This is a genomic window from Arthrobacter globiformis (genome assembly GCF_046536215.2).
Classification (GTDB): domain Bacteria; phylum Actinomycetota; class Actinomycetes; order Actinomycetales; family Micrococcaceae; genus Arthrobacter; species Arthrobacter globiformis_E.
The window spans coordinates 3,975,987-4,000,262 of record NZ_CM143421.1; the positions used below are offsets into that span (position 1 = coordinate 3,975,987).

A 24,276-nucleotide genomic window follows, 5' to 3' on the forward strand; every position below is an offset into this window, starting at 1 on the left:
CCGAAACCGGCCTGGTTTCGGCAGGCTCAACCGACGCTTCAGCAAGGTCATGGAATTGCGTCGTGCCCTGCGACGTGGTCGAGTAGATGCATGACTGAACAGCCGGAACCCGCAGACATCACGCCGCTGAACGACCTTGAGGAGAAGCTGGCCCGGGGCGGCGAGCCGGACGCCGATCCGGTGGACGTCATCCTGTCGTTCCTCAACAACGAGGTCTACATCATCAGTTCCGACGCGCTCGAGGGCGAGGACTCAAACGTTGAGCCGCTGGTGCTGGGCAACGCCGACGGCCAGCCGGTCCTTGCCGTGTTCTCCCACCCCAGCCGGGTGGACGCGCAGTACCTGGAGGCCGCCCCGAACGTGTTGGGCACCCAGGGCGCGGCGATCATCGCCAACATCGGCGATGAGCTGGGAATGGTCATCAACCCCGGCGCTGCCTACGGTTTCGAGATCAACCCCGAGGGCATCGCCAACATCAAGCGCGACTTCAAACGCGCCGATGAAGTGGACCCCAACCCCGCCGGCCTCGAAGGCGAGTAAACCCCGGGCGGCCTCCGCAAACCAAAGCCCGCAATGTAAGCGACTGGTTGCGTCCGCTGCGCCGGCGGGGGGAATAATGGCAGGATGCGGCTAGGCGTCCTCGACATCGGTTCAAACACTGTCCACCTCCTGCTGGTGGATGCCCACCCCGGCGCACGGCCTGTGCCTTTCGCCTCGCACAAGCGCCCCCTCTCGCTGGTGCAGTACCTCGACGCGGACGGCAACATCACCGACGCCGGCCAGCACGAGCTCACGGAGTTCGTGCTCGAGGCCTGGGAGTTCGCGGCGCGGCACAAGGCCGACGACCTGCTGGCCTTCTGTACCTCGGCCATCCGCGAGGCCACCAACGGGCCCGCGGTGCTGGCACGGGTGAAGCACGAAACCACCGTGACCCTGCAGGAGCTCACCGGCAGCGAGGAAGCGTCCATGACGTTCTTCGCCGTCCGCCGCTGGTACGGCTGGGGCGCCGGCACCGTGCTGAACTTCGACATCGGCGGCGGTTCCTTCGAAATGGCGCTGGGGCAGGATGAGCTGCCGGAACTGGCAACCTCCGTGCCCCTGGGCGCGAGCAGGCTGACCCGGGACTGGCTGCACGAGGATCCGCCGTCCGCGAAGAGCGTCAAGGAACTCCGCCGGTACATCCGGACCACCCTCAAACCGGTGGTCCGCAGCTTCAACGAGGTGGGCAGGGCGAACGTGGTGGCCGGCACCTCCAAGACCTTCCGCTCCTTGGCACGCATCGCCGGGGCAGCCCCCAGTGCCGCCGGACCGTACGTGAAGCGCGACCTCAACCGCACGGACCTTGGCCTCTGGGCCCAGCGGATTTCCGCCATGAAGTCCGAGGACCGGCTGCACCTGCCGGGCGTCTCCGAAGCCCGGGCCAACCAGCTCCTCGCCGGTGCACTGGTGGCTGAAGCGGCGCTGGAGCTCTTTGAGTACAAGAAGATCAAGATCTGCCCGTGGGCGCTGCGCGAGGGCCTCATCCTCCGGCGGCTCGACCAGCTGGTCTTTGACGGCCCGCTGGAACCTGCACCGCATGTGGGCGTCCCGCAGGTCTCGGCGCTGCCCGCCCTGTAGGCTGCCCTCCAAGGCCGCGCTTTTGGGCAGCCTTCTTAACTGCGGCCCGTCGTCTTAAACGAGTAGCGCCGGCCGGTTACGCAGAAGAAGCTGGGGGGAACACTTCTGCAACCGACCGGCGCCCTGCCGGTCCCGAAGGACCGGCTCCATCACTCGCACCTGTGAGGCGTCTACGACTCTAGCGAGGAAGTTTGGGTGTTCTGGGGGATTTACCTGAATACAGGCTGGGAATCTTTCTGCAGCCGCGATGGGCGTTTAAAAAGAATGACACCGACGGCCTGCTGCAGAAAAATGGGCAAAACCGCTGCAGACCGTCGGTGCCTGACAAGCATCCCCATGCTTGCTTCATCACTCGCACCCTCAATGAGGTAATACCTAAGTTAGGCGCCGAAGGTGTGTGAATGCTTCGACCAACATGTGAGCTTCCTGTGAATGGCAACGGTCTGCATCCGGAGCGCTGAACTGCAATGATGGAGCAATGAGCAACCGAATCGCATTCCTTGGCTGTGGATCAATGAACGAGGCCATCCTGGGCGGCCTGCTGGAAGGCGGCACGGACCCCATGGAGATCGTGGCCACCGTGCGCCGCGCGGAGCGGGCTGCGGAGCTGGCCGAACGGCACGCCGGCATCACGGCCATCGCGGGCAGCGAAGAACCCGACAACAACAAGCAGGCGGCGAAGGGTGCTGGCATCGTGATTCTCGGCGTTAAGCCCGTCGGCATCGCCGAGCTGGCCCGGGAAGTCAGCGGCTCACTTGCCCCGGATACGATCGTCATCAGCGTTGCTGCGGCCGTTTCCATCGCCCAACTCGAAGCTGCCCTGCCCGCGGGCCAGCCGGTGATCCGGACGATGCCCAACACCCCGGCGAAGCTGGGCCGCGGAGTCGTCTCGGTGTCTGCCGGCACCAACTGCTCGCCGGAGCAGCTCCAGCGGGCGAAAGACATTCTCGGCGCGGTGGGGACCGTCGTCGAAATCCCCGAGGAGCAGGTGGATGCCCTCAGTGCCATCAGCGGTTCCGGTCCCGCCTATGCGTTCTATTTGGCCGAGGCCATGGCCGCCGCCGGCGTCGAACTCGGCCTGGACGAGGAGCTGGCGCTCCTGCTGGCGCGCGAAACCGTGGCCGGAGCCGGCCTCATGCTGGCAGAGCCCGGCGCCGAACCGTCCGCGCTGCGCAAAGCGGTGACGAGCCCCAACGGGACCACCGAGCGCGCCATCGCCACGTTCGATGACCGCGGCATGCCGGCCATCATCGCCGCGGGCGCACGCGCTGCCGCCGACCGCGCCGCCGAGATCACCAAGCAGCTCGGCTAACCCCCAGGGAACCCTGGGGGCGTGCGCCCGCCGCCACACCACCTTCCCACCGGCGCATCGGAGTTTTTGTCCAGATACCGCGGGTTAAAGCCCCTTTAGAGGCCGATATCTGGACAAAAACTTCCGACGGCGGGCGGTGCGTTAGGTACGACGGCGGGCGGTGCGTTAGGTACGACGGCGGGCGGTGCGTTACGGACGACGGCGGGTCACGCCGTCGTGGGGCTTTACTGACCCGTTACGGCCGGGCGGCGAACCGTTCCAGCAGGTCCACGTGGCCGGAGACGATCAGCATGTCGCGGGCGGACACCTTGGTCTCGGGCCGGGCGTAGGTGAAGTCCTCGCCCGGGGATTTCACGCCCACGATGGTCACGCCGTACTTGGAACGCACCTTGGACTCGTCCAGCGTGAAACCGACTGTTTCACGCGGCGGATACATCTTGACGATGGCGAAGTCGTCGTCGAACTCGATGAAGTCCAGCATGCGCCCGGAGACCAGGTGCGCGGCGCGGACGCCGGCGTCGGCCTCGGGGTAGATGACGTGGTTGGCGCCGATGCGGGTCAGGATCTTGCCGTGGGACGGCGTGATGGCCTTGACCCACAGGTGCTCGATGCCAAGGTCCACCAGGTTCACGGTGATCAGCACCGAGGACTCGATGGACGTGCCCACGCCCACCACGGCTGAACTGAACTCCTGCGCGCCCAGCTGCCGCAGCGCGTCGATGTTGGTGGCATCGGCCTCCACCACGTGGGTCAGGACAGGGGACCACTTCTGGACCAGGGACCTGTCGCGCTCGATGGCCAGCACCTCGCGGCCCTGCTTCACCAGCTGCTCGGCGGTGGAGGAGCCGAAGCGGCCCAGCCCTATCACCAGGACGGGTGCGTTGTGGGCGGGGCGGTTGGGGGCGCCTGAGGAATTAGCCAATGATGGGCCTCTCTTCCGGGTAGTGGTACAGCTGGCTGCGCTGGCGCAGGGCCAGGCCGGCGGCCAGCGTGACGGTGCCGACGCGGCCGGCGAACATCAGGACGGCCAGCACGTACACGCCCTCCGGCGGCAGCTCGGCGCTGAGGTTGGTGCTGAGGCCGACGGTGGCGAACGCCGAGATGGTTTCGAACAGCACCCGGTCCAGGGAGGCTCCGCTGATGTGCAGGAGCAGGAAGGCGGATGCGGACACCCAGGTGGCGCCGGCGACGATCACCGAGATGGCCACGCGCATGGTGCCCTCGGGGATGGTGCGGCCGTAGACCTTGACGTCGGCGTCGCCGCGGGCCTCGGCGATGATGGCCAGGAACATGACGGCGATGGTGGTGACCTTGATGCCGCCTGCCGTTGAGGCAGAGCCGCCGCCGGCGAACATCAGGGCGTCCGTGAGCAGTTTGGTGGTGGACTCCATCTGGTTCTGGTCCACCAGGTTGAAGCCGCCCGAACGCGTCATGACCGAGGCGAAGAGCGAGTGCGTGATCTTGTCGCCGAGGCTCATGGAGCCGATGGTGCGGGTGTTGTCCCACTCCATGAGCGCCCACAGCACGGTGCCGGCCGCGAGCAGGATGAACGAGACCTGGATGGTGAGCTTGGTGTGCAGGTTCCACTTTTTCCAGTTCAGCCCGTTTTGCTGCAGCACCATGACCACGGGGAAGCCCAGGCTGCCTAGGAAGACGCCGAGCATCAGCGGAATGAGGATCCAGAGGTCTGTTTCGTATGGGACGATGCCGTCCGAGTGCGGGGTGAAACCCGCGTTGTTGAAGGACGAGATCGAGTAGAAGACGCCGTGCCAGACAGACTGCCAGAAGGGCTCGCCGAGGACCATGAAGCGCGGAATCAAGGCGATCGCCAGGGCAGCCTCGATGACCACGGACGTGGTGATGACGATCCGCAGCAGCGTACCCACCTCACCAAGCCTGCCCGCGTTGTTCATGGCTTCCTGGGCGATGAGCTTGCCCCTGACCCCAAGCTTCTTGCTCACCATGAGGGCCAGCAGCGAGGCCAGTGTCAGCGTGCCGAGGCCGCCGACGAAAATGCCGACGAGAATGATCAGCTGCCCGAAGAAGGACCAGTGCACGGCGGTGGACACCACGGTCAGGCCCGTGACGCAGACGGCCGAAACGGCGGTGAAGAGGGCCTGGTGCAGCGGGGTGAAGTCGCCGGTGGCCGAGGACGCCGGCAGCGACAGCAGGGCGGTGAAGAGGACGATGACCACCACGAAGGCGCTCAGGGCAAGCCGGGCCGGCGACGTGTTGGCAATGTCATCGATGAAGTCACGGATGCCCGTGAATATCCACAGGCCCTCACGCTCCGGCGTTGCGGGTTGCCAGCTGGCCGGGCTCTTGGACCTCGACTGGCTTTGGGTCATGTGCGGCTGTTCCTCGATTGACTCTGCTTCCTCCAGTAGTAAACCACTAAACCCCGCGCCGTGGCCGGGCCGGGGAGCAGACCGGGCTCCGGTAGCCTGTCAGTAATGACATTCCAGCCCGGACTCAGCCTCCCCGCACTGCCAACGACGGTGGTGTGGGACGCCGCCATGACGGCGTACAACTTCGGCCCGGGCCACCCCATGGCGCCCGAGCGGCTGGACCTCACCGCCCGGCTGGCCGGGAGCCTGGGCCTGCTTGACCTTGCCCACGTCACGCTGTCCGCCCCGGACGTCGCCGACGACGGCGAGCTCACCACCGTCCACAGCCCCGAGTTCGTGGCTGCGGTGCGCCAGGCCAGCGAGGACCCCGCCGCCGCGGACGGGTCCTACGGGCTGGGCACCGAGGACGATCCCGCCTTTGCCGGCATGCATGAGGCCGCGGCCCGCCTGGCCGGTGGCTCCCTCCTCGCGGCGAGCTCCATCCTGGACGGCTCCGCGCTCCGGGCCGTGAACTTCGGCGGCGGGCTGCACCACGCATCCCGGGACCGCGCCAGCGGCTTTTGCGTCTACAACGATGCCGCTTTGGCGGTCCGGAAACTGCTCGACGGCGGCGTGCAGCGGGTGGCATATATCGACGTCGACGCCCACCACGGGGACGGGACGCAGAGCATCTTCTGGGACGATCCGCGAGTGCTCACCATTTCGCTGCACGAGACCGGCATGTCGCTGTTCCCCGGCACCGGCTTCGCGAACGAGATCGGCGGCCCCGAGGCCAAGGGCAGCGCGGTGAATGTGGCACTGCCAGCGGGAACGGGGGACGCGGGCTGGTTGCGGGCCTTCCACGCCGTGGTTCCGCAGCTGGTGGGTGCCTTCGCGCCCGAGGTCATCGTCAGCCAGCACGGCTGCGACTCGCACCGGCTCGATCCGCTGACCCATCTCAACGTCAGCGTGGACGGCCAGCGCGAGGCCGCCACCGCTGTCGCCAACCTGGCCGCCCGGTACTGCGGGGACCGCTGGATCGCCACCGGCGGCGGCGGGTACCACATCACGGGTGTGGTGCCGCGCACGTGGAGCCACCTGATCGGCATCGCCGCGAACCGTCCGGTGCCGCTCCGCACGCCCGTGCCGGAGGCGTGGCGGACGTATGTGCAGGAGCGCTACGGCGTGGACACGCCCGAGAGCATGGGCGACGACGCCGACGTCTGGTGGCGCTCCTGGGAGGTGGGCTTCGATCCCAACGACGACATCGACCGGACCGTGATGGCCACGCGTAAGGAAGTCTTCCCGCTGTACGGCCTGGACCCCTGGTTCGATTAGTACTTCACGGGGCCAACCAGCGGCGAAATAGTAGATGCCATTCGGCGTATATGTCGCTAGGGTGGGTCTCATGGTGACAGACGACGTATTTGCCGTCATTGCTGAGGCAACGCGGCGCGACATTCTCGTGTCTCTCCAGTCGGGGGACAAAGCTGTGGGGGAGCTGGTCGAGGAGCTCGCCGCCAGCCAGCCCACCATCTCCAAGCACCTCAAGGTGCTGCGCGAAGCAGACCTGGTCAGCATGCGCGCGCAGGGCCAGAAGCGCTACTACGCGCTCAATCCCAAGCCGCTTGCCGGCGTCGCAAACTGGCTGGAGACGTTCGACGTCGGACGCGCGGCTTCCGCCGGAGCATCACCGGACGCCGCACCCCAGCAGGCCGAGGACGCCCAGGCTGGCACTGCGCGTGCCGCAGCTTCCGCTGCAACCCAGACCGGAATCCCCGGGCCGGCCGCGGCCGGCCAGGCCGCGGACGTGCCGGACGCGTTCGCCGCAGCGGGTACCCAGGCTGCTGCGGCGCACACCGGCAACGCGGCGGACGACGCCACCCATGCACCCGGGCGGCCGGCGAGCGGCCAGCTGAGTCCCGCCGTCGTGGTTCCCGGCGGACAGGTGCCCGGCAGCGCCGGCCAGGACGATACCGTCCCGCAGCAGATCGGCCGCACCGTGGGCCGCGCCGCGACGAAGGCCGCGGACCTGCTGGCGAACCTGCCCAAGTTCGGCCGCAAAAAGTAACCGCACCCAAGTAAGTAGCAGCTGAGGGCGTTCTGAACGCTCAGAACGCCCTCAACTGCTACCTGGTTGGGCCGGGAGGCTACTTGCCGAGGATCCGCACGTGGTCCGGGGTCAGCTCGGAGATCTTGCCGACGCCCAGCAGCGCCATAGTGCGGGCCATGTCCTTTTCGAGGATCTGCAGCACACGGTTGACGCCGGCCCGGCCGCCGGCCATGAGCCCGTACAGGTAGGCGCGGCCGATGAGCGTGAAGTCGGCGCCGAGGGCCAGGGCGGCGATGATGTCCGCGCCGCTCATGATGCCCGTGTCCAGCATGATCGCGGCGTTGCTGTTGTCCGCCTTGAGCGCCGTGGAGACCTCCGGGAGCAGGTGGAAGGGGATCGGGGCGCGGTCCAGCTGGCGGCCGCCGTGGTTGGAGAGCACGATGCCGTCGGCGCCGTGGTCCACCACCTTGCGGGCGTCGTCCACGGTCTGGATGCCCTTGACCACGAGCTTGCCCTTCCAGGTTTCGCGCAGCCAGTCCAGGTCCTCGAAGGTAAGGGTGGGGTCGAACATCGAGTTGATGAGGTCGGCCACCGTGCCCGTGTACCGCGAGAGCGAGGCGAAGGTCAGCGGCTCGTGGGTGAGGAAGTTGAACCACCAGGCCGGGCGGTAGGACGCATCCAGGACGGTCTTCAGCGTGAGCGCCGGCGGGATGGTCATGCCGTTGCGGACATCGCGCAGCCGCGCGCCGGCGACGGCGGTGTCCACGGTAACCATGAGGGTGTCGTTCCCGGCATTCGCTGCCCGCTCGATAAGTTCGAGGGAGCGGTCCCGGTCCGTCCACAGGTACAGCTGGAACCAGTTCCGGCCGTTCGGTGCCGCCGCGGCCACGTCCTCGATGGAGGCCGTGCCCATGGTGGAGAGCGTGTAGGGAATGCCGGCGGCCTCGGCGGCCTGCGAGCCGGCGTATTCGCCCTCGGACTGCATCATCCGGGTGAAGCCGGTGGGCGCGATGCCCACGGGAAGCCGCGAGGACTTGCCCAGGATGTCGGTGCTCAGGTCGATGCTGGACACGTTCCGCAGGATGCCGGGGCGGAACTCGATGTCCAGGAACGCCTCGCGGGCGCGGCGCAGGGTGATCTCGGACTCCGCCGCGCCGTCGGTGTAGTCAAAGGGGGCCTGCGGGGTGCGGCGCTTGGCGATGTCGCGCAGTTCCCAGACGGTGCTGGCGCGCTTGAGCCGGGCTTCCTTGCTGAACTCGGGCTTCTTGAACTGCATGAGCGGGGCGAGGTCCGAGTACTTCGGGATGCGGCGCTTCAGTGCGGCCGGAACGGCCGCGGCTGCCGCGGCGACGCCGGTGGCGGGCTGCGTGGCCGGAATGTCCGTCGCGTCCGGGGCCGGGGCGGTCTCGGGGTTGCTCGGCTGGATGGTGTGGGTCATGGCTTTCCTCCCTGGGCGTGCCGGGAGATGCTGGACTGGAGCCTCCCCGCTGTGGTCTAACCACACTCTAGGGCATGTGGTCCAACCACATCAAGTACCATGGGCTCATGCGTACGCACCAACTTGTCCTGCGGTGGATCGAGGACCAGCTCTCCGGTGGCCAGCTCGCCGTCGGAGGCCGGCTCCCCGCCGAGCGGACCCTGGCCGAGCAGCTCGGCGTCTCCCGCACCTCCGTCCGCGAGGCCATCCGCATCCTCGAGGCCATGGGCGTGGTCCGGGCGGGCGTGGGTTCCGGCCCCGAGGCGGGGACGGTGGTGATCTCGGATCCGACGGCGGCACTCGGCTCCGCGCTGCGGCTGCACGTGGCCACGCAGCACCTGCCGGTGGAGGACGTGGTGGAAACGCGCGTGCTGCTCGAGTCCTGGGCAGCCGCCCGCGCCAGGCCGGATGCCCCCGAACTTAACCTCGCCGGGGCCCTGCTCGACGACATGGACGAGGGCCACGCCGTCGATGACTTCCTCGCCCTGGACGTCCGCTTCCACCTGGCCCTGGCGGACGCGGCCGGCAACGCCGTGGTCAGCGCCATGATGGGGTCACTGCGGGAGGCCATCCAGGGCTACGCAGGGCAGCTGACCGCAAACCTGCCGGACTGGGATGCCACCGCGTCCCGGCTCCGGGCGGAACACCGGGAAATTTTGGCGGCCATCCGGAAGGACGACGGCGGCCGGGCGGCCGAGCTCGTTGCCGCCCACATCCGGGGGTACTACAAAGAAGCCGGGCTGGGCCCGAAGGATTCGGACCAAGCCCGGCCGTAGCTGACCTCTCGTGGTTGGAGTTTTTGTCCAGATAATGGCCGCAAAAGGGGCTTTAACTCGCGATATCTGGACAAAAACTCCAAAGGAGGGAGGGTTAGCGGACCTCGACCTCAAGTGCCTGGAAATCGTCGGCCGCGTGCCGGCCCACCAGCAGGCGGAAGAAGCCGCGCTCAACCTGCCAGCCGCCGTCGTAATGGCCAAAGGCGCGCGCCGGGATCCTGACCTCAACCGTGTCCGTGCCGCCCGCTGCCAGATGCGTCCCGGCGTATCCGGCCAGCCAGCGGACGGGCCGCTCCACCGCGGAATCCTCGCGGGACAGGTACACCTGGACCACTTCGCGGCCGGTGCGGGTGCCGGTGTTTCGGACGGGGACATGCACCACGATGTCCTGGCCGGCGGGAACGGACTGCGGCGCGTGCGCGGTGCCGAGCTCGAACGTCGTGTAGCCCAGCCCGAAACCGAACGGCAACAGCGGGGCGGCGCCACCGACGGCCTGCTGCCTGAGCCAGGCGCGGTAGCCGACGTGGATGCCCTCGCTGTAGGCCACCTTGCCGTCAACGGGCGTGGTGTTCAGTACGGGCACGTCCGCCAGTGCCGCCGGCCAGGTGGTGGGCAGCCGGCCGCCCGGTTCCTCCTTGCCGAGCAGGATGTCCGCCACGGCGGTGCCGAATTCCTGGCCGCCGAACCAGCCCAGCAGCACCGAACTGACCTTGTCCAGCCACGGCATCAGCACGGGTGAGCCGGAGTTGACCGCCACCACGGTGCGCGGGTTGACCGCGGCCACGGCCTCAACGAGCTCGTTCTGGAGGCCGGGAAGGTCCAGGTCCTTGCGGTCGAAGCCCTCTGATTCGATCGCGGCATTGGTGCCCACCACGACGACGGCGACGTCGGCTGTCCGGGCAGCCTCGACGGCCGCCCGGATCTCGGCCTGGGGGTCGGCGACGATGGCTTCCTCGCCGAGCAGGATGGCTGTCAGCGGGATCTCCTGCTGCGGCGGCAGCTGGTACAGGGCGTCGATGGCGAACCGCTGGCCGGCCGCGGCCTCGAAGGCGTGGATGGTCTGGGGCGGGTCGAACAGGGCGGCGCCCAGGACATCGGTATCGTCTTCCAGTTCGCCGTTGAAGACCCCGGTGCCGTCGATGGAGACGGCGATGTGGCCAACCGTTCCCACGCCGAGGTGGCGGATGCCGGCGGTTTCTGCCGTCCACTCGGTCTGCATGCGGATGGCCGCCGTGCCTGCCGGGATGCCGACACCGAACCAGATCAGGTGCGAAGCCAGCCGGTCCTCACCGGAGATTTCCGTGCCGTCGGCGGCCAGGAAGGTGACGCGCATGCCGGGCACGCCGCTGACCGGGTTGTGCAGTGCCCTGCGGGCGAAGGGCTGCAGCCCCTCGGCCACCTTGGCGCCGCGGGCGTAGGTGACGGTGACGTCGTCGGGCAGTGCCTTGCGCAGGCCCTCCAGCGGCGAAACGGTGTACCTGGGCATGACAGTGGCGCTGCCGCCGCCCTGCGTGCGTGCCTCCTCGGCGTTGTGGCCGATGACCGCGACGCTGCCGAGTGCCTTGGTGTCGAGCGGGAGGAGGCTGCCCTCGTTGCGGACCAGCACAGCTCCCCGGACTGCTACCTCGCGGGCCATCTGGGCGCCGTCGAGTTCTGTGGGGAAGGCGGTGGCCGGCTCGAAGCCTTCGAGCGTGCCGACCCTGGCGGCGAGGCGCAGGATGCGGGTGACCTTTTCCAGGATCGCGTTCGCGGCTGACACGGCCGTCCTCGACGGCGGCGAGCAGCTTGGCGCCCCAGTGGCCCACCGGGCCGGGCATCTCCAGGTCCTGGTGGGCGTTCGCGGCTTCCACCGAGCGGACGCCGGTCCAGTCCGAGACCACGACGCCGTCGAAGCCCCATTCGGTGGACAGCGGGGTTTCCAGCAGGTTGTGCTCGCTGGCCGTGGTGCCGTTGATGGAGTTGTAGGAGCTCATGACCAGCCAGGCGCGGGCCTCGGTGATGGCGTCCTCGAAGGCGGCCAGGTAGAGCTCGCGCAGTGGCCGTTCATCGACGACGGAGTCTGAGGTGAAGCGGTCGGTCTCGGCCTCGTTGGCAATGTAGTGCTTCGGGGTGGCGCCCACGCCCATGGACTGCACCCCGGAGACGTAGCCCGCGGCCAGGGTAGCGGTGAGGCGCGGGTCCTCGCTCATGCATTCGAAGTGGCGGCCGCCCAGCGGGGAGCGGTGCAGGTTGATCGTGGGGCCGAGGACGGCGTGGACGCCCTTGCGGCGCGCCTCCTGGCCCAGCACCTGGCCGTAGCGGCGGGCGACGTCCACGCTCCAGGTGGCGGACAGGGCGGACGACGACGGCAGGGAGACGGAGTCGTGCCGCTCGTCGAAGTCTTCGCCCCGGACGCCGGCAGGACCGTCGGACAGCACAATCCGGCTCAGCCCGATTTCCGGCAGGACATGGGTGGACCAGACATCGGCGCCGGTGAGCAGCCCGACCTGCCGCTCCAGGCTCAGGCTCCCGGCCAGTTCGCGCAGGCGCGCCTCGGCGTCATCCGGCAGCCCGGCGTCCACCTGGGCGGTCTTGTGGGCGGAGAGGGTGGGGTTCATTTACTTGACTCCTTTGATGCGGGCGCCTCATTGCGTGCGGAAAAAGCCTAGTCGCAAAAATCTAGTGTGACTAGGTTTTGGTCAAAATTAACTGGCCTCCCGGCGGCCGGAGCCGTGAAATAAACTGGCGCAATGTCTCCCACCAAGCCCCGCGGGCAGTACGCCAAAGGCGCCGAACGCCGCGAGCAGATCATCCAGACCGCCACCGACGTCTTTGCTACCGAAGGCTTCGAGGGGACGGCCCTCAAGCGCGTGGCTGAGCTTGTCGGGGTCAAGGAAGCCACGCTCTTCCACTACTTCAGCGGCAAGCAGGAACTGCTGACGGCGGTGCTTGCCGAGCGTGACCGGCGCAGCAGGGAAATCGGCGGGCTGGCCGAGTTTGGCCTGCCGGTTCTGGCGAGCGTGGCGGAGCGGAACAAGAACGAGCCCGGCCTGACCACGCTCTACGCTGTGGCGTCGGCGACGGCCAATGACCCCGGGCACGCCTCGCACGGCTACTTCCAGGACAGATACTCCCAGCTTGTCGAGGAGCTGGCGCTCGATATCGGCCGGCGCCAGGAGGCGGGGGAGGTGCGGTCCGACGTCGCTGCGGAGTCACTCGCCCGGCTGGTCATTGCTGCGTTCGACGGACTCCAGCTGCAGTGGCTGTACGACAAGAAAGTGGACATGGCGGGCGGACTGACGGAGCTCGTCGACGTGCTCCTGGTTCCGGCCAAACCCTAAGTCGGGACGCCTCAAAAAGCCCGCCAGGCGTGGAGTTTTGTCCACTTGTCACGACTTCGGAGGCCTTGAGCGGCCATTATCTGGACAAAAACTCCATAGGTGGGTGTCCAGAGGGGGTGGCTAGTTCGCCGCGGGGCCCGTGCTTCCCCGGATCTCCAGGCGCGGCTGGAAGTTGGTCTCCTCGTCGGGTGCCTCGGCGTTGCGGATCAGCGCGCGCAGGCTGTGCCACGCGCGTTCGCCGAGTTCCGTGATGGGAACCGCGGCCGTGGTCAGGGGCGGGGTGGTGTACCTGGCGAAGGGGATGTCGTCGAAGCCGGTGATGGAGACGTCCTCGGGAACACGGACCCCGCGTTCGTGCAGTCCGCTGAGCAGTCCCATGGCAACGAGGTCGTTGAACGCCAGCACGCCTGTAGCCCCGCTGGCCAGCACCTCATCCACCGCTTCGTGGCCGGTTTCGAAGCTCGAGCCGCCCTCGAGCATCTGGAGTTCGACGCCGGGATGTGCGGCCCGGAACTTGTCCAGGCCCGCCATGCGTGCCCGGTTGGAGGCGCTTCGGGCGGGGCCGGCGAGGAAGGCGATGCTGGTATGCCCCAGGCCCACCAGGTGTTCCGCGAGCTCCTGCACGCCCTGGCTGTAGTCCACCTCAAGGCTTGGCACTCGGGTTTCCGTGGTGCTGCGGTTGATCAGGACCATGGGCTGCAGTGACGGCGCCAGCTCCTCGAGTTCGGCATCGCCCATGCGCGGCGCGCACAGCACCAGCCCGTCGCAGCGCCGCCGCGCTTCCCCGGCGAGAATCGCCTCCTCGCTGGAGACTTCCGAGGAGTCGGCGATGAGCACCCGGTAGCCGTCCTGGGCTGCAGCCATGCTCAGCCCGCGCAGGATCGCCTGGAACGTGGGGTTGGCGAGGTCGGGCACCACGATGCCGATGGTGTCGGTCTTGCCCAGGGCCAGGCTGCGGCCCACGGGATTCGGCTGGTAATTCAGTTCCGCCGCCGCGTCCCGGACGCGCTGGGCAATGGCCGGGTCAACGGTGAAGTTGCCGTTCATGACGCGGGAGACGGTGGCATGCGAGACGCCGGCCTTGATGGCGACGTCCGCAATGCCGATCCGCCGGGTGCCGGTTCTCCTGCCCATCTGCTTCCTTCCTGTTCTCCACCGCTGCCGCGGCTTGCCGGCTCTCGCGACAGATGGTTGACGTGCTCGCCGGTGTCTTGATACAAAGCTTATAACGTTTCGAGAAAACGCTTTCTCAGGATTCTTCCTTCATGTGGGCAGGGCGTCAAGCAGCCCGCCTACTGCCTTTGGAAAGGGGCTCACCCATGGTCAATGTCGACACCGCCCAGCGGCCACAGCCTGAAACGACAACCCAGGCCACGCGGTCGCGCATCGCCCTGATCGGCACGGGCGGCCGCTCGGAAATGTACATCCGCGCCATCCTCGACCAGCACGCGGACGTGGCCGAGCTGGTGGCTCTCTCCGACGCCAATCCGGGCCGGGTGGAGTACTACCAGCGGCTCCTCCAGGAACTCGGTGCGCCGGGCCCCGCTGACTCGTTCAAACCCGGCGACCTGACCCAATACATCCGCGCCAACGCGATCGACCGGGTCATCGTCACCACCCCCGACTACACCCACGCGGACTACATCGTCGAGGCGCTGGAGGCGGGGGCCGACGTCGTGGTTGAAAAGCCGCTGACCATCGACGCGGAGGGCTGCCGCCGCATCACGGCAGCCGTGGCGGCCACCGGCCGCAACGTGGTGGTCACTTTCAACTACCGCTACTCGCCCCGGAACAGCGCGCTCAAGCATGTCATCCAGGACGGCGTGATCGGCAGGGTCACGTCCATCGACTTCAGCTGGGTCCTGGACACGGTCCACGGGGCCGACTACTTCCGCCGCTGGCACCGCGACAAGCAGAACTCCGGCGGCCTGCTCATCCACAAGGCCTCCCACCACTTCGACCTGGTGAACTGGTGGATCGACGACGTCCCCGAGCGGGTGTACGCCTCCGGCGGGCTGCGGTTCTACGGCGCCAAGAACGCCGCGGAGCGCGGTCTCGGCGCCCGGCCCGAACGTGGCACCACAGAGCGCGGCACGGTCCCGGAAGCGGAAGGAACCACCGGCGGCGGGACAACCAAAGACCCCTTCGCGCTGGACCTCCGCGAGGACGAGCGGCTGCGCGGGCTGTACTACGACAACGAGAAGTTCGACGGTTACCGCCGGGACCAGGACGTCTTCACCGAGGGCATCACCATCGAGGACAACCTCGCGCTGACAGTGGATTACGACGGCGGGCCCACACTCAGCTACTCCCTGAACGCCCACAGCCCCTGGGAGGGCTACCGGGTCGCCGTCAACGGCACCGAAGGCCGGGCCGAGCTGGAGGTGGTGGAGCGTGCCGCCGTCGTCCACAGCACCGACAAGAAAACCGTGGTGGACCCGTCCGCCACGCCCGTGGAGGAGGACGACGCCGTGCGCCGCAACGGTGAGCGCCTGGTGGTCCAGCGCCACTGGGAGCCCGCCTACGAGGTGCCCATCGTCAACGGCGAGGGCGGCCACGGCGGCGGCGACAACCTCCTGCTCTCCGACCTCTTCAACGGCCCGGGCGAGGACCCGCTGGGCCGCCCCTCCGGCTATCTGGACGGGCTGCGATCGGTGTCCGTGGGCATCGCGGGCAACCTGTCGCTGGAAACCGAACTCCCCGTCCGCATCAGTGAGCTGGACCTGGGCGTCGAACTGCGCCGCGGCCGGGCCTGAACCCAGCAGGAACAGGAAACAACACCATGAGCAGAATTCTTGTCACCGGCGGCGCCGGGCGGCTGGGCCGCAGCGTCGTCGCCGGTCTCACCGAAGCGGGCCATGAGGTGGTCTCGGCGGACCGTGACGCCGTCCCGGACGGCACGTTCCCGGCCGGCGTCGAACAGGAAACGGCGGATCTGCTGGTCCCCGGCGAGGCGCTCCGCCTCCTAAAGCGCACAGCGCCCGACGCCGTCATCCACCTCGCTGCTATCGCCGTGCCTTTCAGTGCACCCGAGGACGTTATTTTCAGCACCAACACGCGGCTCGCCTTCGCGGTGGTCAGTGCGGCCACCGAACTCCGGATCGGGAAGATCATCACGGCCAGCAGCCCCACCGTCCTGGGCTACGGCTCGCCGGCCGGCTGGCTGCCGGAGTCCTTCCCGGTGGACGAGGAAACCACGCCCCGCCCCTGGAACGCCTACGCCCTGTCCAAGCTGATTGCCGAGCAGACGGTGCAGATGTTCGCCGCAGCGCAGGGGGACCGGATCCGCTATGCGGCGTTCCGCCCGTGCTACGTCATCTCGCCGGAGGAGTGGGCGGGCGCCCCCACCCAGCAGGGGCACACGGTCCGCGAGCGGCTCGCCGACCCGTCGCTGTCCGCGCCGGCGCTCTTCAACTACGTGGATGCCCGGGACGTGGCCGACTTCCTGGACGTCCTCCTGCGGAACATGGACGCCATCCCCAACGGCGAGACCTTCTTCGTGGGCGCCGCCGATGCGCTGGCCACCGAGCCGCTGGCCACGCTTCTGCCCAGGTTCGTTCCCGGCAGCGAAGCGCGTGCAGCCGGGCTCGCCGGCAGCAGCCCCGCCTTTTCCATCGACAAAGCCAGGCGCCTGCTCGGCTGGGAACCCCGGCGCACGTGGCGCACGGAGCTTGGCCAGGCAGAACTCGTCGGCGCCACCACCGCAGCATCAGCCAGCACAGGACCAGCCACACCCGGATCACAGGAGACCAAATGAAACTCGACGGCGTGCTCTTCTTTCCCGTCACCCCCTTCGGCGCGGACGGCGCAGTGGACGTTGAGGTCCTGAAGGAACACATCGCCTCGCGCCTGGAACACCGCCCCGGCGGGGTGTTCCCGGCGTGCGGCACCGGTGAATTCCATGCCCTGAGCATCGACGAGGTGCGCACCGTGGTGACGGCCGCCGTCGAAACCGTCAACGGCCAGGTGCCGGTCATTGCCGGCGCCGGCGGCCCCCTGGGGCACGCGCTGGCCGCGGCCCGTGCCGCCGAGGAGGCGGGCGCCGACGCCCTGCTGGTCCTGCCGCCCTACCTGGTCACCGGCCCGACCGACGGCGTGGTGGCCTACATCGAGGCGGTGGCCGGCGCGAGCAGCCTGCCGGTAATCGTCTACCACCGCGGCACGGCAAAGTTCACGGCCAAGGCCATCGCGCTGCTTGCCGGCAACCCCAAGGTCATCGGCTTCAAGGACGGCATCGGCGACGTCGGCCTGGCCCAGGAGATCGTCTCCGCCGTCAAAGCCAGCGGCCGCGACGACTTCCTGCTCTTCAATGGCCTGCTGACCGCCGAACTGACCCAGGGCGCGTACCGGGGACTGGGCATCCCGCTGTATTCGTCGGCGGCCTTCGCCATGGCCCCGGACATCGCCACCGCCTACTATGACGCCTACGCGGGCGGTGATGAGGACCGCCGGCAGGCGCTGCTTGAGGGCTTCTATGCGCCGCTCGTGCGCCTGCGCGACCAGACGCCCGGCTTCGGTGTCTCCCTGATCAAGGCCGGGCTGCGCCTCAACGGCCTGGCCGTCGGACCGGTCAGGCCCCCGCTGGTTGACCCCACCGAGGACCAGCTTGTGGAGCTCAAGGCGATCCTGGCCAAGGGCCACGAGCTGGCCGGTCGCTGATGGCCAGGATCACCGGACTGCACACGCGCCTGCTTACCGTGCCCCTGCGGCGCAGCTGGGGTGCCGATGCACCGGAGAACCACATCATCGCCACCAGCCTTTTTACGGACGACGGCGGTGCGGGGCACGGTTTCTCGTGGACGCCCACCATCGGGCCGCAGGCGGTCAAGGCCCTCCTTGACCACGACATCGCCCCCTTCATTGCCGGGCTCGACGCGAACCCGGAGGTGGTCTGGGACCAGCTCTGGAAACGGCTGCATGAGGCCGGCGGCGGCGGGCTCACCACCATCGCGATGGCCGGCGTCGACCTCGCCCTCTGGGACCTGGCCGCCCGCACCGCGGGCGTGCCGGTGGCCGGGCTGCTGGGCCAGCGGCAGGAATCGGTGGAGGTCTATGGCTCTGGCGTGAACCTGCACTACTCCCTCGAGGAACTCGTGGCCCAGACCGAACGGTGGGTGGCCGCGGGGCACCAGGCCGTGAAGATCAAGGTGGGCAAGCCGGACCTCGCCGAGGACACCGAGCGTGTGGCCGCGGTCCGCTCGGTGCTTGGCCCGGACCGCCGGCTCATGGTGGACGCGAACCAGCGCTGGGACCTGCCCGCCGCGCTCCGTGCCCTGGACCTGCTGGGCCCGTTCGGCCTGGACTGGCTGGAGGAACCCCTGCGCGCCGACGACCTCTCGGCCTACCGCCGGCTGCGGAGGCAGTCGCCGGTGCCGATCGCGTTGGGCGAGAACGTCCATACCATCTACCGTTTCCGGGACTTCATCGAGGCCGAAGCTGTGGACATCATCCAGCCCAACATCATCCGGGTGGGCGGCATCACGCCGTTCCGCCGCATCGTGGAGCTGGCCCGGGCCAACAGCATCCGGGTTGCGCCGCACCTGCTGCCGGAACTGTCCGGACAGCTGGCCCTGACCCTTGCCGAGGCCGTCAGCGTGGAGGACGTGGAGGACGCTTCCTTCGAACAGCTCGGCATCCTGGCCGGCCCGCCGCCGGTCCGGATCCGCGACAGCCGCCTCTACGGCACCGGACTGCCGGGCCTCGGGTTCAGCTTCACTGCCGGACTCCTGCCCGAGCCGCGCGACCGCAGCTTCGACCTGCCGGCGGACCCGGCGTTCCGGCTCTCGTAGGTGCCCCTCACCCCAACTAGGTAGCAGCACAGGGCGTTCCCAGGTCTGGAAACGCCCTGTGCTGCTACCTAGTTGGGTCAGCTACAGCTGGAGGGTCACCGGCCGGGGGAGTCCGTTGACGTCCGACGCCGGCCACTTTGGGTCGTGCGTCAGGACGCGGGTTCCTGCCGCCGTCAGCTGCACGGTGTCCTCGATCTTGACGCCGGGGCCGGACGGATTCCAGGTAAAGGTCTGGTTGGGCACCACGACGTCATGCGTCGCGGCGGTGGCGCGCGGGTCGCGGCCCGCGTAGCCGGCGGGTCCGCCCTGGTGGTGCAGCGTCCACTGGTCGGCGCCGAAACCATGCCGGGCGTACGCGGCCCGGATCTCGGCGAAGATGCCGCCGAGCCTGGCGCCCGGAACCGTGGCGTCGAAAATGTCCGCCTCGACCGCGGCGATGCGTTCCTCGGCGTCCCGCTCCTCCGGCGTCCCGCCGTCGAACCGCACCCACCTGGTCAGATTGGCCACCAGGCCGTGCCGCCGGGCGCAGACCACGGCCATCGCGCGCCGGCCCAGGGGAGAGCGGGTGGGGAGCGGGTGCCGGAACACGCTGCGTGAGCTGCCGTTGCAGAGCAGGACCAGCGGCTCGGCGCCGGCCGCGACAATCCGTGCGGCCAGGGCAGACGCGACCTCGAACTCGGTGGTCTCCGGCGTTGCCCGGGACAGGACGTCGGTCATGGCGCGGGCGGCATCGGCGCACAGCCGCGCATAGCGGGCGCTCTCGCCGGGCAGCATCGGCTGCCGCGCCGCCCGCAGTTCCGCTGCCACGGCGTTCTCTGCCAGCGGCTCGGCGGGTCCGGTGAGCGCACCGACGGCGTCGGCAAACTGTCCGTGCCAGGGCACCGTGTGAAGTTCGACGCCGGGCGGCAGCTCTTCGGCGGCGAGGCGTTCCGCCTCGTTATTGAACGTGATGAGATGGTCCCCGGAGCGGTCCACGAGGAGCGCGGCGATCGGATCGCCGGCCAGGCTGATGTGCACGCGGCTGCCGTCCAGATACCACGTGAGGGCGGTGTGGCTGGTCAGCAGCAGGGCGTCATGGCCACGGACGTCCAGAATGTCCAGGACACGTTGCCGTTTGGCCGCCCTGTCGTCCGGGTTGCCGGGCAGTGCGATGCCCGGCTGTTGGGCTGGAGCCGGTGTGCCTCCGGTAAGTGCGGACCCGGCAAGTGCAGATGCGGCCAGCGCAGATGCGGATGCAGCAACGTTCATGCGGATTCCCCCAAAGATTCGGCGAGTTGTGCAATGTCTGCGGTGCTCAGGATTCCGTCGGCGACCAGTACGGTGACGGTGCGCCGGACCGGGTGGTCCCGGGTGGCGGTGAGCGGCCTGTCCCAGGCGAGCGAGAGCCCGACCCCCGGGTAGCCGGCAACCCGGACGAACCACGGATCAGGTGCCTGCGGGGATGCGAGGAACACCAGGGTGGCTGCGCCGCCACTGCCGGGTGTTCCAGCACCGCCGAACACTCCGCTCCAGGCCAGCCACGGGGCAACCGTTCCGTGCACGGCATCCCCGCCTTCCGCGGCGGCCGTCCGGACCCGCGCGCCGACGGTGGATGGCAGCCGCCAGAAGAAGCCGCCATAGCCGCCGTTTTCCCGGCCGTTCGAGCCCGGGCTGCCGAGCGCCACCGGCTCAGGTCCGGCGGGCGAAAGTTCGAAGTCCAGCGTCAGCTTCCACATGGAGGGGCCGACGGCGGCATACCGCCAGTGCCGCTGCTCGGACAGGACCGCCGTGCCGTCGGGGCCGACCCACCGCAGCGTCTCAGACAGCGCACCTCCGGACGAGTCACTGCTCACTGAGGTGCGCACGATCATGCCGTGATCCGGGCACCAGACGTAACGGCCGTCGTCGCGCGTATACGTCCGCCCGCCCCAGAAGTTGATGCCGTTGACGTCCTGCACTGCAACGCCGGCGCCAAGGTGCCACACATGATCGGTGGGCTGGTGATCGGTCACCACCGTGCCGGCCAGAGTACGAACCGGATGCAGGTACGGCCGCGGGGATGAGCTGGGACGGATGCGGCCGCCGTCCTGATAGCTTGCCACTTCGCGTCCGGCGACAGTGAAGGTGGCGGCTGGCTCCAGCGGTCTGGCCCACGGAGCGCCCAGCTCGGCGAACGTTGCCTGGGCGAGGGCGGCCCGTTCGATCAGCTCAGCGATTCCCTCCACGACGGGGTGGGCATCATCGCCGCTGCCTTCCCACTCGATGTACTTGTCGTCGATTTGCTGCGGTGCGGGTGCCGTGCGGATCGCTTCGAGGACAGCCATAAAGGCTCCCGAGCCGGACAGCGGGCTGAGCAGCTCTCCGCCAGAGGCGCGTACCTCCAGCAGATTCTCCAGCAGATCCGTGCGGGGGAACACTTTCCGGCGCTCGCCGAGGTCGGTGCTTACCACCAGTTCATCGTCCGTGTAAAAGAGCTCTGCCTTGCCTGCCGTGCCGAAAACAGTAATGGACGGACGTGTCTGCCGGGCTGCGCAAAGGGTGAGTGCGCAGGTGAGAACCTGTCCCCCGGCGGTGCGGACCCGGATCACAGACGTGTCGTCGCTTTCCGTGGGGTGGGCGCGGTAGAGATCGGTTTCCACGCCGGCCACATCATCGAGGGTGCGGGCAGCGGCGACGCTGAGGCCCGTCACCACGGCGTGCGCCAGCGCGTTGGTGGCAACGCCGTCAACAACATCGGTTCCGTTGATTGCCCGCTTGCCGGCCCAGCGCGAGCGCTTGAAGTAGCCGCGCGTCCTGAGCCAGGTTCCCGTGGCGCCCAGTCCGAGCACATCACCAATTTCCCCGTGCGCGATAAGCCGCCGGATGGCGGGCAGCGCGTCAGATCCCAGGCTCTGGAAGCCAACCTGGACGAGCCGGCCTTCAGAATCGGCTGCCTGCAGCAGTTCCTGGAACTGCTGCAGGGACGCTGCCGGCGGCTTCTCGACATAAACGTCCGCGCCTGCGGATAGGGCGGCCATGGCGAGGGGAACATGCGTCTGGATGGGGGTAGCCAGGATGACGACATCTGGAGCGGTCCCCGCCTGGAGAAGATGATCGAGGGTTTCGAAGACGGCTACGGAGTCCTGGAGGACTCCGTCTGCGGGAGGGCGGGGGTCCGCTGCAGCCACGAAATCGAGCACTCCGGAGGCCTGCAGCCGGGCCAGGTTGGCCGCGTGCCGCGCACCGAAACCGTGTACGCCGACGAGGGCTATCCGGGGCACCGGGTTCTCTGCCCTCTCGGCAGAGGCGGCAGGGGAGGGGGCGTAGGCGGAAGATTGCGACATGCGGGCTGATCCTTGCTGGGACGTACGGCTGGACAGGGAGGAAAACGCAGGCACTAACACCGTACCGGAGAAAACGTTTTCTGGCACCTGTCAAAGTGTGGACTTTCGATAGTTTGGCCTGACATGGAAAGCGTTTTCCTGAATTTCCGAAATAATCTGTACATCACCTTGGAAAGCGTTTACCGTTGTACCGACCGCTTCACGAAAGTGATGGAGGGCACAAAGCCCTTCCGCTGAACGAAGCATTAATCCGCGGCACGGGGCGGCCCTAGGACTACCTGGGGCGGACCGCCCGCGCGGGAATGGCCACGATGACCAAAGGAGACCGCATGGCCGCTCAACACATACCTAAGCCGCAGCGACCGGGGTGCCCGCAGTGAGTGCCATCACCGAGCTCACGTCCCTCTCACGCCGCAAGGGGCCGAAGACTGCCGAGGAGAAGAAGGCCAGCGGCCGGGACAACAAGGCCGCCTACATCTTCCTGCTGCCGTGGCTGGTGGGGCTGGTAGCCATCACCGTCGGACCCATGCTCATGTCGCTGTACCTCTCGTTCACCGACTACAACCTGATTCAGGCCCCGGAATGGGTGGGCCTGGAAAACTTTCAGCGGATGTTCACCGACGCGAGGCTGCATAATTCGCTCGGGGTGACGTTCACCTACGTACTCGTCGGCGTTCCACTGCAGCTGGCGGTTGCGCTGCTCATCGCACTGGTGCTGGACAAGGGCCTGCGGGGCCTGCCGTTCTACCGTTCTGTCTTCTACTTGCCGTCGCTGCTCGGCGGCTCGGTGGCCATCGCGATCCTGTGGAAGCAGATCTTCGGCACCACCGGCCTGGTCAACCAGGTGCTTGCCCTTGCCGGCATCGAGGGTCCGGGGTGGATCTCTGACCCCAGTACGGCGCTGGGATCGATCATCCTGCTCCACGTCTGGACCTTCGGCGCTCCGATGATCATCTTCCTCGCCGGCCTGCGCCAGATACCCAACATGTACTACGAAGCCGCCGAGGTGGACGGGGCCACCAGGTTCCAGCAGTTCTGGCGCATCACCCTGCCGCTCCTGAGCCCCATCATCTTCTTCAACCTGGTGCTGCAGATCATCGGATCATTCCAGTCATTCACCCAGGCGTTTATCGTCTCCGGCGGCAACGGCGGCCCTTCGGATTCGACGATGTTCTTCACGCTCTACCTGTACCAGAAGGGCTTCGGCCAGTTCGATATGGGATACGCCTCCGCCATGGCCTGGTTCCTGCTGGTCATTATCGGCGCATTCACCGCCATCAACTTCATCGCTGCAAAGTATTGGGTTTTCTATGACGACTAAGCTGGAAGCGCTGCCCGCCCCGAGTAAGAAAGCTCCGGCCGGCAAGCCAACAAACTCCCGAGGGCCACGCAAAACCCGCGAATCACGCGGCAGCCTTGCCTTTAGCCGTAGCGCACGGACCAAGGCACTGATCAAGCACGCGATCCTGATCGTCACCGGCGGTGTCATGATCTATCCGCTGCTGTGGATGGTTGTTTCCTCGCTGCGCGCCAATGAACTCATCTTCCGCGACCCCGGCCTGTGGCTCAGCACCCTGGAAATGGGCAACTACACGGACGGATGGTCGGCCCTGACCCACCCGTTCGGCCACTACATGATCAATTCCGCGGTGGTTGTGCTGGGCTCAATCCTTGGCAACCTGATCTCGTGCTCGATGGCCGCCTACGCCTTCGCCAGGCTCCAGTTCACAGGGCAGAAGATCTTCTTCGGCATCATGCTGCTCACCATCATGCTGCCGTTCCACGTGGTGATCGTCCCGCAGTACATCCTGTTCTCGCAGATTGGCTGGGTGAACACCTTCTGGCCGCTCATCGTTCCGAAGCTCCTGGCAACGGATGCGTTCTTCGTGTTCCTCATGGTCCAGTTCATCCGGGGCATCCCCAAGGAGCTGGACGAGGCAGCAAGGATCGACGGCGCCGGCCATCCGCGGATCTTCCTGCGTGTGATTCTGCCGCTGATGGTCCCCGCGCTGGCCACCACCACCATCTTCACCTTCATCTGGACCTGGAACGACTTCTTCGGGGCACTCATCTACCTGACGGATCCCGACATGTTCACCGTTCCCGTGGCGCTGCGGGCGTTCGTGGATTCCCAGTCCGCCACCAGTTGGGGTTCGCTCTTCGCCATGTCCATCGTTTCCCTGCTGCCCGTGTTCCTGGTTTTCCTCTTCGGGCAGAGATTCCTCATCAAGGGAATCGCCACGACCGGCATCAAGTAGTCGGAAGCGAACGCCGGGCCTCAGTCCCGGCGCAAAGGACTCCCG

The 24,276-nt window shown here is 67.7% G+C and carries 19 protein-coding genes and 1 pseudogene; 13 read left to right on the forward strand and 7 right to left on the reverse strand.

What is annotated here, in order from left to right:
- Positions 1–90 precede the first annotated feature (90 nt).
- The 3 genes from R5O87_RS17930 (at position 91) to proC (ending at position 2,929) form a co-directional block, all read left to right on the forward strand.
- Positions 91–540: an SseB family protein gene (locus R5O87_RS17930; protein WP_410557254.1), complete on the forward strand. Its 450-nt coding sequence runs from the start codon at positions 91–93 to the stop codon at positions 538–540.
- Positions 541–624: 84 nt separating this feature from the next.
- Complete coding sequence (locus R5O87_RS17935; RefSeq protein WP_410557255.1) at positions 625–1,617, forward strand: Ppx/GppA phosphatase family protein; 993 nt, start codon at positions 625–627, stop codon at positions 1,615–1,617.
- Between the two features lie 478 nt (positions 1,618–2,095).
- Positions 2,096–2,929 (forward strand): pyrroline-5-carboxylate reductase, encoded by an 834-nt coding sequence (gene proC, locus R5O87_RS17940; protein ID WP_410557256.1) that lies wholly within the window; start codon positions 2,096–2,098, stop codon positions 2,927–2,929.
- Positions 2,930–3,164: 235 nt separating this feature from the next.
- Here the strand turns inward: proC and R5O87_RS17945 are convergent, their stop codons facing one another.
- Both R5O87_RS17945 and R5O87_RS17950 read right to left on the reverse strand, forming a co-directional pair.
- Complete coding sequence (locus R5O87_RS17945) at positions 3,165–3,851, reverse strand: potassium channel family protein (RefSeq protein WP_003797805.1); 687 nt, start codon at positions 3,849–3,851, stop codon at positions 3,165–3,167.
- Positions 3,844–5,277, reverse strand: a complete 1,434-nt coding sequence (locus R5O87_RS17950) for a TrkH family potassium uptake protein (RefSeq protein WP_387104573.1) — start codon at positions 5,275–5,277, stop codon at positions 3,844–3,846. The genes R5O87_RS17945 and R5O87_RS17950 overlap by 8 nt, the downstream gene beginning before the upstream one ends.
- A gap of 105 nt (positions 5,278–5,382) precedes the next feature.
- On the opposite strand from R5O87_RS17950, the gene R5O87_RS17955 reads away from it, so the two are divergent.
- The gene (locus R5O87_RS17955; RefSeq protein WP_410557257.1) at positions 5,383–6,594 is read left to right on the forward strand and encodes an acetoin utilization protein AcuC; all 1,212 of its coding nucleotides are present in this window, start codon (positions 5,383–5,385) and stop codon (positions 6,592–6,594) included.
- 70 nt (positions 6,595–6,664) lie between these two features.
- Positions 6,665–7,327: an ArsR/SmtB family transcription factor gene (locus R5O87_RS17960; protein WP_462836329.1), complete on the forward strand. Its 663-nt coding sequence runs from the start codon at positions 6,665–6,667 to the stop codon at positions 7,325–7,327.
- A 79-nt stretch (positions 7,328–7,406) separates the two neighbouring features.
- On the opposite strand, the gene R5O87_RS17965 is transcribed toward R5O87_RS17960, so the two are convergent.
- Positions 7,407–8,747, reverse strand: coding sequence for an alpha-hydroxy acid oxidase (locus tag R5O87_RS17965; protein ID WP_410557259.1), 1,341 nt, complete (start codon positions 8,745–8,747; stop codon positions 7,407–7,409).
- 107 nt (positions 8,748–8,854) lie between these two features.
- Between R5O87_RS17965 and R5O87_RS17970 the strand changes: the two genes are divergently transcribed.
- On the forward strand, positions 8,855–9,562 hold the full coding sequence (locus R5O87_RS17970) for a FadR/GntR family transcriptional regulator (RefSeq protein ID WP_410557260.1): 708 nt from the start codon (positions 8,855–8,857) through the stop codon (positions 9,560–9,562).
- A gap of 94 nt (positions 9,563–9,656) precedes the next feature.
- Here R5O87_RS17970 and R5O87_RS17975 read toward each other — a convergent pair.
- Positions 9,657–12,159 (reverse strand): annotated as a pseudogene (locus R5O87_RS17975) (beta-glucosidase).
- Between the two features lie 132 nt (positions 12,160–12,291).
- On the opposite strand from R5O87_RS17975, the gene R5O87_RS17980 reads away from it, so the two are divergent.
- A complete protein-coding gene (locus R5O87_RS17980) occupies positions 12,292–12,882 on the forward strand; it encodes a TetR/AcrR family transcriptional regulator (RefSeq protein WP_410557261.1) in 591 nt (196 codons plus the stop codon).
- A gap of 120 nt (positions 12,883–13,002) precedes the next feature.
- Here the strand turns inward: R5O87_RS17980 and R5O87_RS17985 are convergent, their stop codons facing one another.
- A complete protein-coding gene (locus R5O87_RS17985; protein WP_410557262.1) occupies positions 13,003–14,016 on the reverse strand; it encodes a LacI family DNA-binding transcriptional regulator in 1,014 nt (337 codons plus the stop codon).
- A gap of 185 nt (positions 14,017–14,201) precedes the next feature.
- Here R5O87_RS17985 and R5O87_RS17990 point away from each other — a divergent pair, with 185 nt between their 5' ends.
- The 4 genes from R5O87_RS17990 to R5O87_RS18005 are packed head-to-tail and all read left to right on the forward strand — an operon-like array spanning position 14,202 to position 18,671.
- The gene (locus tag R5O87_RS17990; RefSeq protein WP_410557263.1) at positions 14,202–15,638 is read left to right on the forward strand and encodes a Gfo/Idh/MocA family protein; all 1,437 of its coding nucleotides are present in this window, start codon (positions 14,202–14,204) and stop codon (positions 15,636–15,638) included.
- A 26-nt stretch (positions 15,639–15,664) separates the two neighbouring features.
- Positions 15,665–16,639, forward strand: a complete 975-nt coding sequence (locus R5O87_RS17995) for an NAD-dependent epimerase/dehydratase family protein (protein ID WP_410557264.1) — start codon at positions 15,665–15,667, stop codon at positions 16,637–16,639.
- A complete protein-coding gene (locus R5O87_RS18000; RefSeq protein WP_410557265.1) occupies positions 16,636–17,541 on the forward strand; it encodes a 5-dehydro-4-deoxyglucarate dehydratase in 906 nt (301 codons plus the stop codon). Before R5O87_RS17995 ends, R5O87_RS18000 begins: the two co-directional genes overlap by 4 nt.
- Entirely contained in the window at positions 17,538–18,671 is a 1,134-nt protein-coding gene (locus tag R5O87_RS18005) for a mandelate racemase/muconate lactonizing enzyme family protein (protein ID WP_410557283.1), read from the forward strand. The genes R5O87_RS18000 and R5O87_RS18005 overlap by 4 nt, the downstream gene beginning before the upstream one ends.
- 81 nt (positions 18,672–18,752) lie before the next feature.
- Here the strand turns inward: R5O87_RS18005 and R5O87_RS18010 are convergent, their stop codons facing one another.
- Together R5O87_RS18010 and R5O87_RS18015 are read right to left on the reverse strand one after the other, a co-directional pair.
- Positions 18,753–19,919 (reverse strand): M24 family metallopeptidase, encoded by a 1,167-nt coding sequence (locus R5O87_RS18010; RefSeq protein ID WP_410557266.1) that lies wholly within the window; start codon positions 19,917–19,919, stop codon positions 18,753–18,755.
- Positions 19,916–21,973, reverse strand: a complete 2,058-nt coding sequence (locus R5O87_RS18015) for a DUF6807 family protein (protein WP_410557267.1) — start codon at positions 21,971–21,973, stop codon at positions 19,916–19,918. Before R5O87_RS18015 ends, R5O87_RS18010 begins: the two co-directional genes overlap by 4 nt.
- Before the next feature lie 376 nt (positions 21,974–22,349).
- Here R5O87_RS18015 and R5O87_RS18020 point away from each other — a divergent pair, with 376 nt between their 5' ends.
- Together R5O87_RS18020 and R5O87_RS18025 are read left to right on the forward strand one after the other, a co-directional pair.
- The gene (locus R5O87_RS18020; protein WP_410557268.1) at positions 22,350–23,294 is read left to right on the forward strand and encodes a carbohydrate ABC transporter permease; all 945 of its coding nucleotides are present in this window, start codon (positions 22,350–22,352) and stop codon (positions 23,292–23,294) included.
- A complete protein-coding gene (locus tag R5O87_RS18025) occupies positions 23,284–24,231 on the forward strand; it encodes a carbohydrate ABC transporter permease (protein WP_410557269.1) in 948 nt (315 codons plus the stop codon). The genes R5O87_RS18020 and R5O87_RS18025 overlap by 11 nt, the downstream gene beginning before the upstream one ends.
- Positions 24,232–24,276 lie beyond the last annotated feature (45 nt).

Excerpts from the sequence above, each read along its gene's own strand:
- R5O87_RS17930 (WP_410557254.1), top strand. The coding sequence starts at position 91 with ATGACTGAACAGCCGGAACCCGCAGACATCACGCCGCTGAACGACCTT.
- R5O87_RS17980 (WP_410557261.1), top strand. The coding sequence starts at position 12,292 with ATGTCTCCCACCAAGCCCCGCGGGCAGTACGCCAAAGGCGCCGAACGC.
- R5O87_RS17995 (WP_410557264.1), top strand. The coding sequence starts at position 15,665 with ATGAGCAGAATTCTTGTCACCGGCGGCGCCGGGCGGCTGGGCCGCAGC.
- R5O87_RS18010 (WP_410557266.1), bottom strand. The coding sequence starts at position 19,919 with ATGAACGTTGCTGCATCCGCATCTGCGCTGGCCGCATCTGCACTTGCC.
- R5O87_RS18025 (WP_410557269.1), top strand. The coding sequence starts at position 23,284 with ATGACGACTAAGCTGGAAGCGCTGCCCGCCCCGAGTAAGAAAGCTCCG.
- proC (WP_410557256.1), top strand. The coding sequence starts at position 2,096 with ATGAGCAACCGAATCGCATTCCTTGGCTGTGGATCAATGAACGAGGCC.
- R5O87_RS17990 (WP_410557263.1), top strand. The coding sequence starts at position 14,202 with ATGGTCAATGTCGACACCGCCCAGCGGCCACAGCCTGAAACGACAACC.
- R5O87_RS17965 (WP_410557259.1), bottom strand. The coding sequence starts at position 8,747 with ATGACCCACACCATCCAGCCGAGCAACCCCGAGACCGCCCCGGCCCCG.
- R5O87_RS18015 (WP_410557267.1), bottom strand. The coding sequence starts at position 21,973 with ATGTCGCAATCTTCCGCCTACGCCCCCTCCCCTGCCGCCTCTGCCGAG.
- R5O87_RS17985 (WP_410557262.1), bottom strand. The coding sequence starts at position 14,016 with ATGGGCAGGAGAACCGGCACCCGGCGGATCGGCATTGCGGACGTCGCC.
- R5O87_RS17955 (WP_410557257.1), top strand. The coding sequence starts at position 5,383 with ATGACATTCCAGCCCGGACTCAGCCTCCCCGCACTGCCAACGACGGTG.
- R5O87_RS17970 (WP_410557260.1), top strand. The coding sequence starts at position 8,855 with ATGCGTACGCACCAACTTGTCCTGCGGTGGATCGAGGACCAGCTCTCC.
- R5O87_RS17935 (WP_410557255.1), top strand. The coding sequence starts at position 625 with ATGCGGCTAGGCGTCCTCGACATCGGTTCAAACACTGTCCACCTCCTG.
- R5O87_RS17950 (WP_387104573.1), bottom strand. The coding sequence starts at position 5,277 with ATGACCCAAAGCCAGTCGAGGTCCAAGAGCCCGGCCAGCTGGCAACCC.
- R5O87_RS18000 (WP_410557265.1), top strand. The coding sequence starts at position 16,636 with ATGAAACTCGACGGCGTGCTCTTCTTTCCCGTCACCCCCTTCGGCGCG.
- R5O87_RS17960 (WP_462836329.1), top strand. The coding sequence starts at position 6,665 with ATGGTGACAGACGACGTATTTGCCGTCATTGCTGAGGCAACGCGGCGC.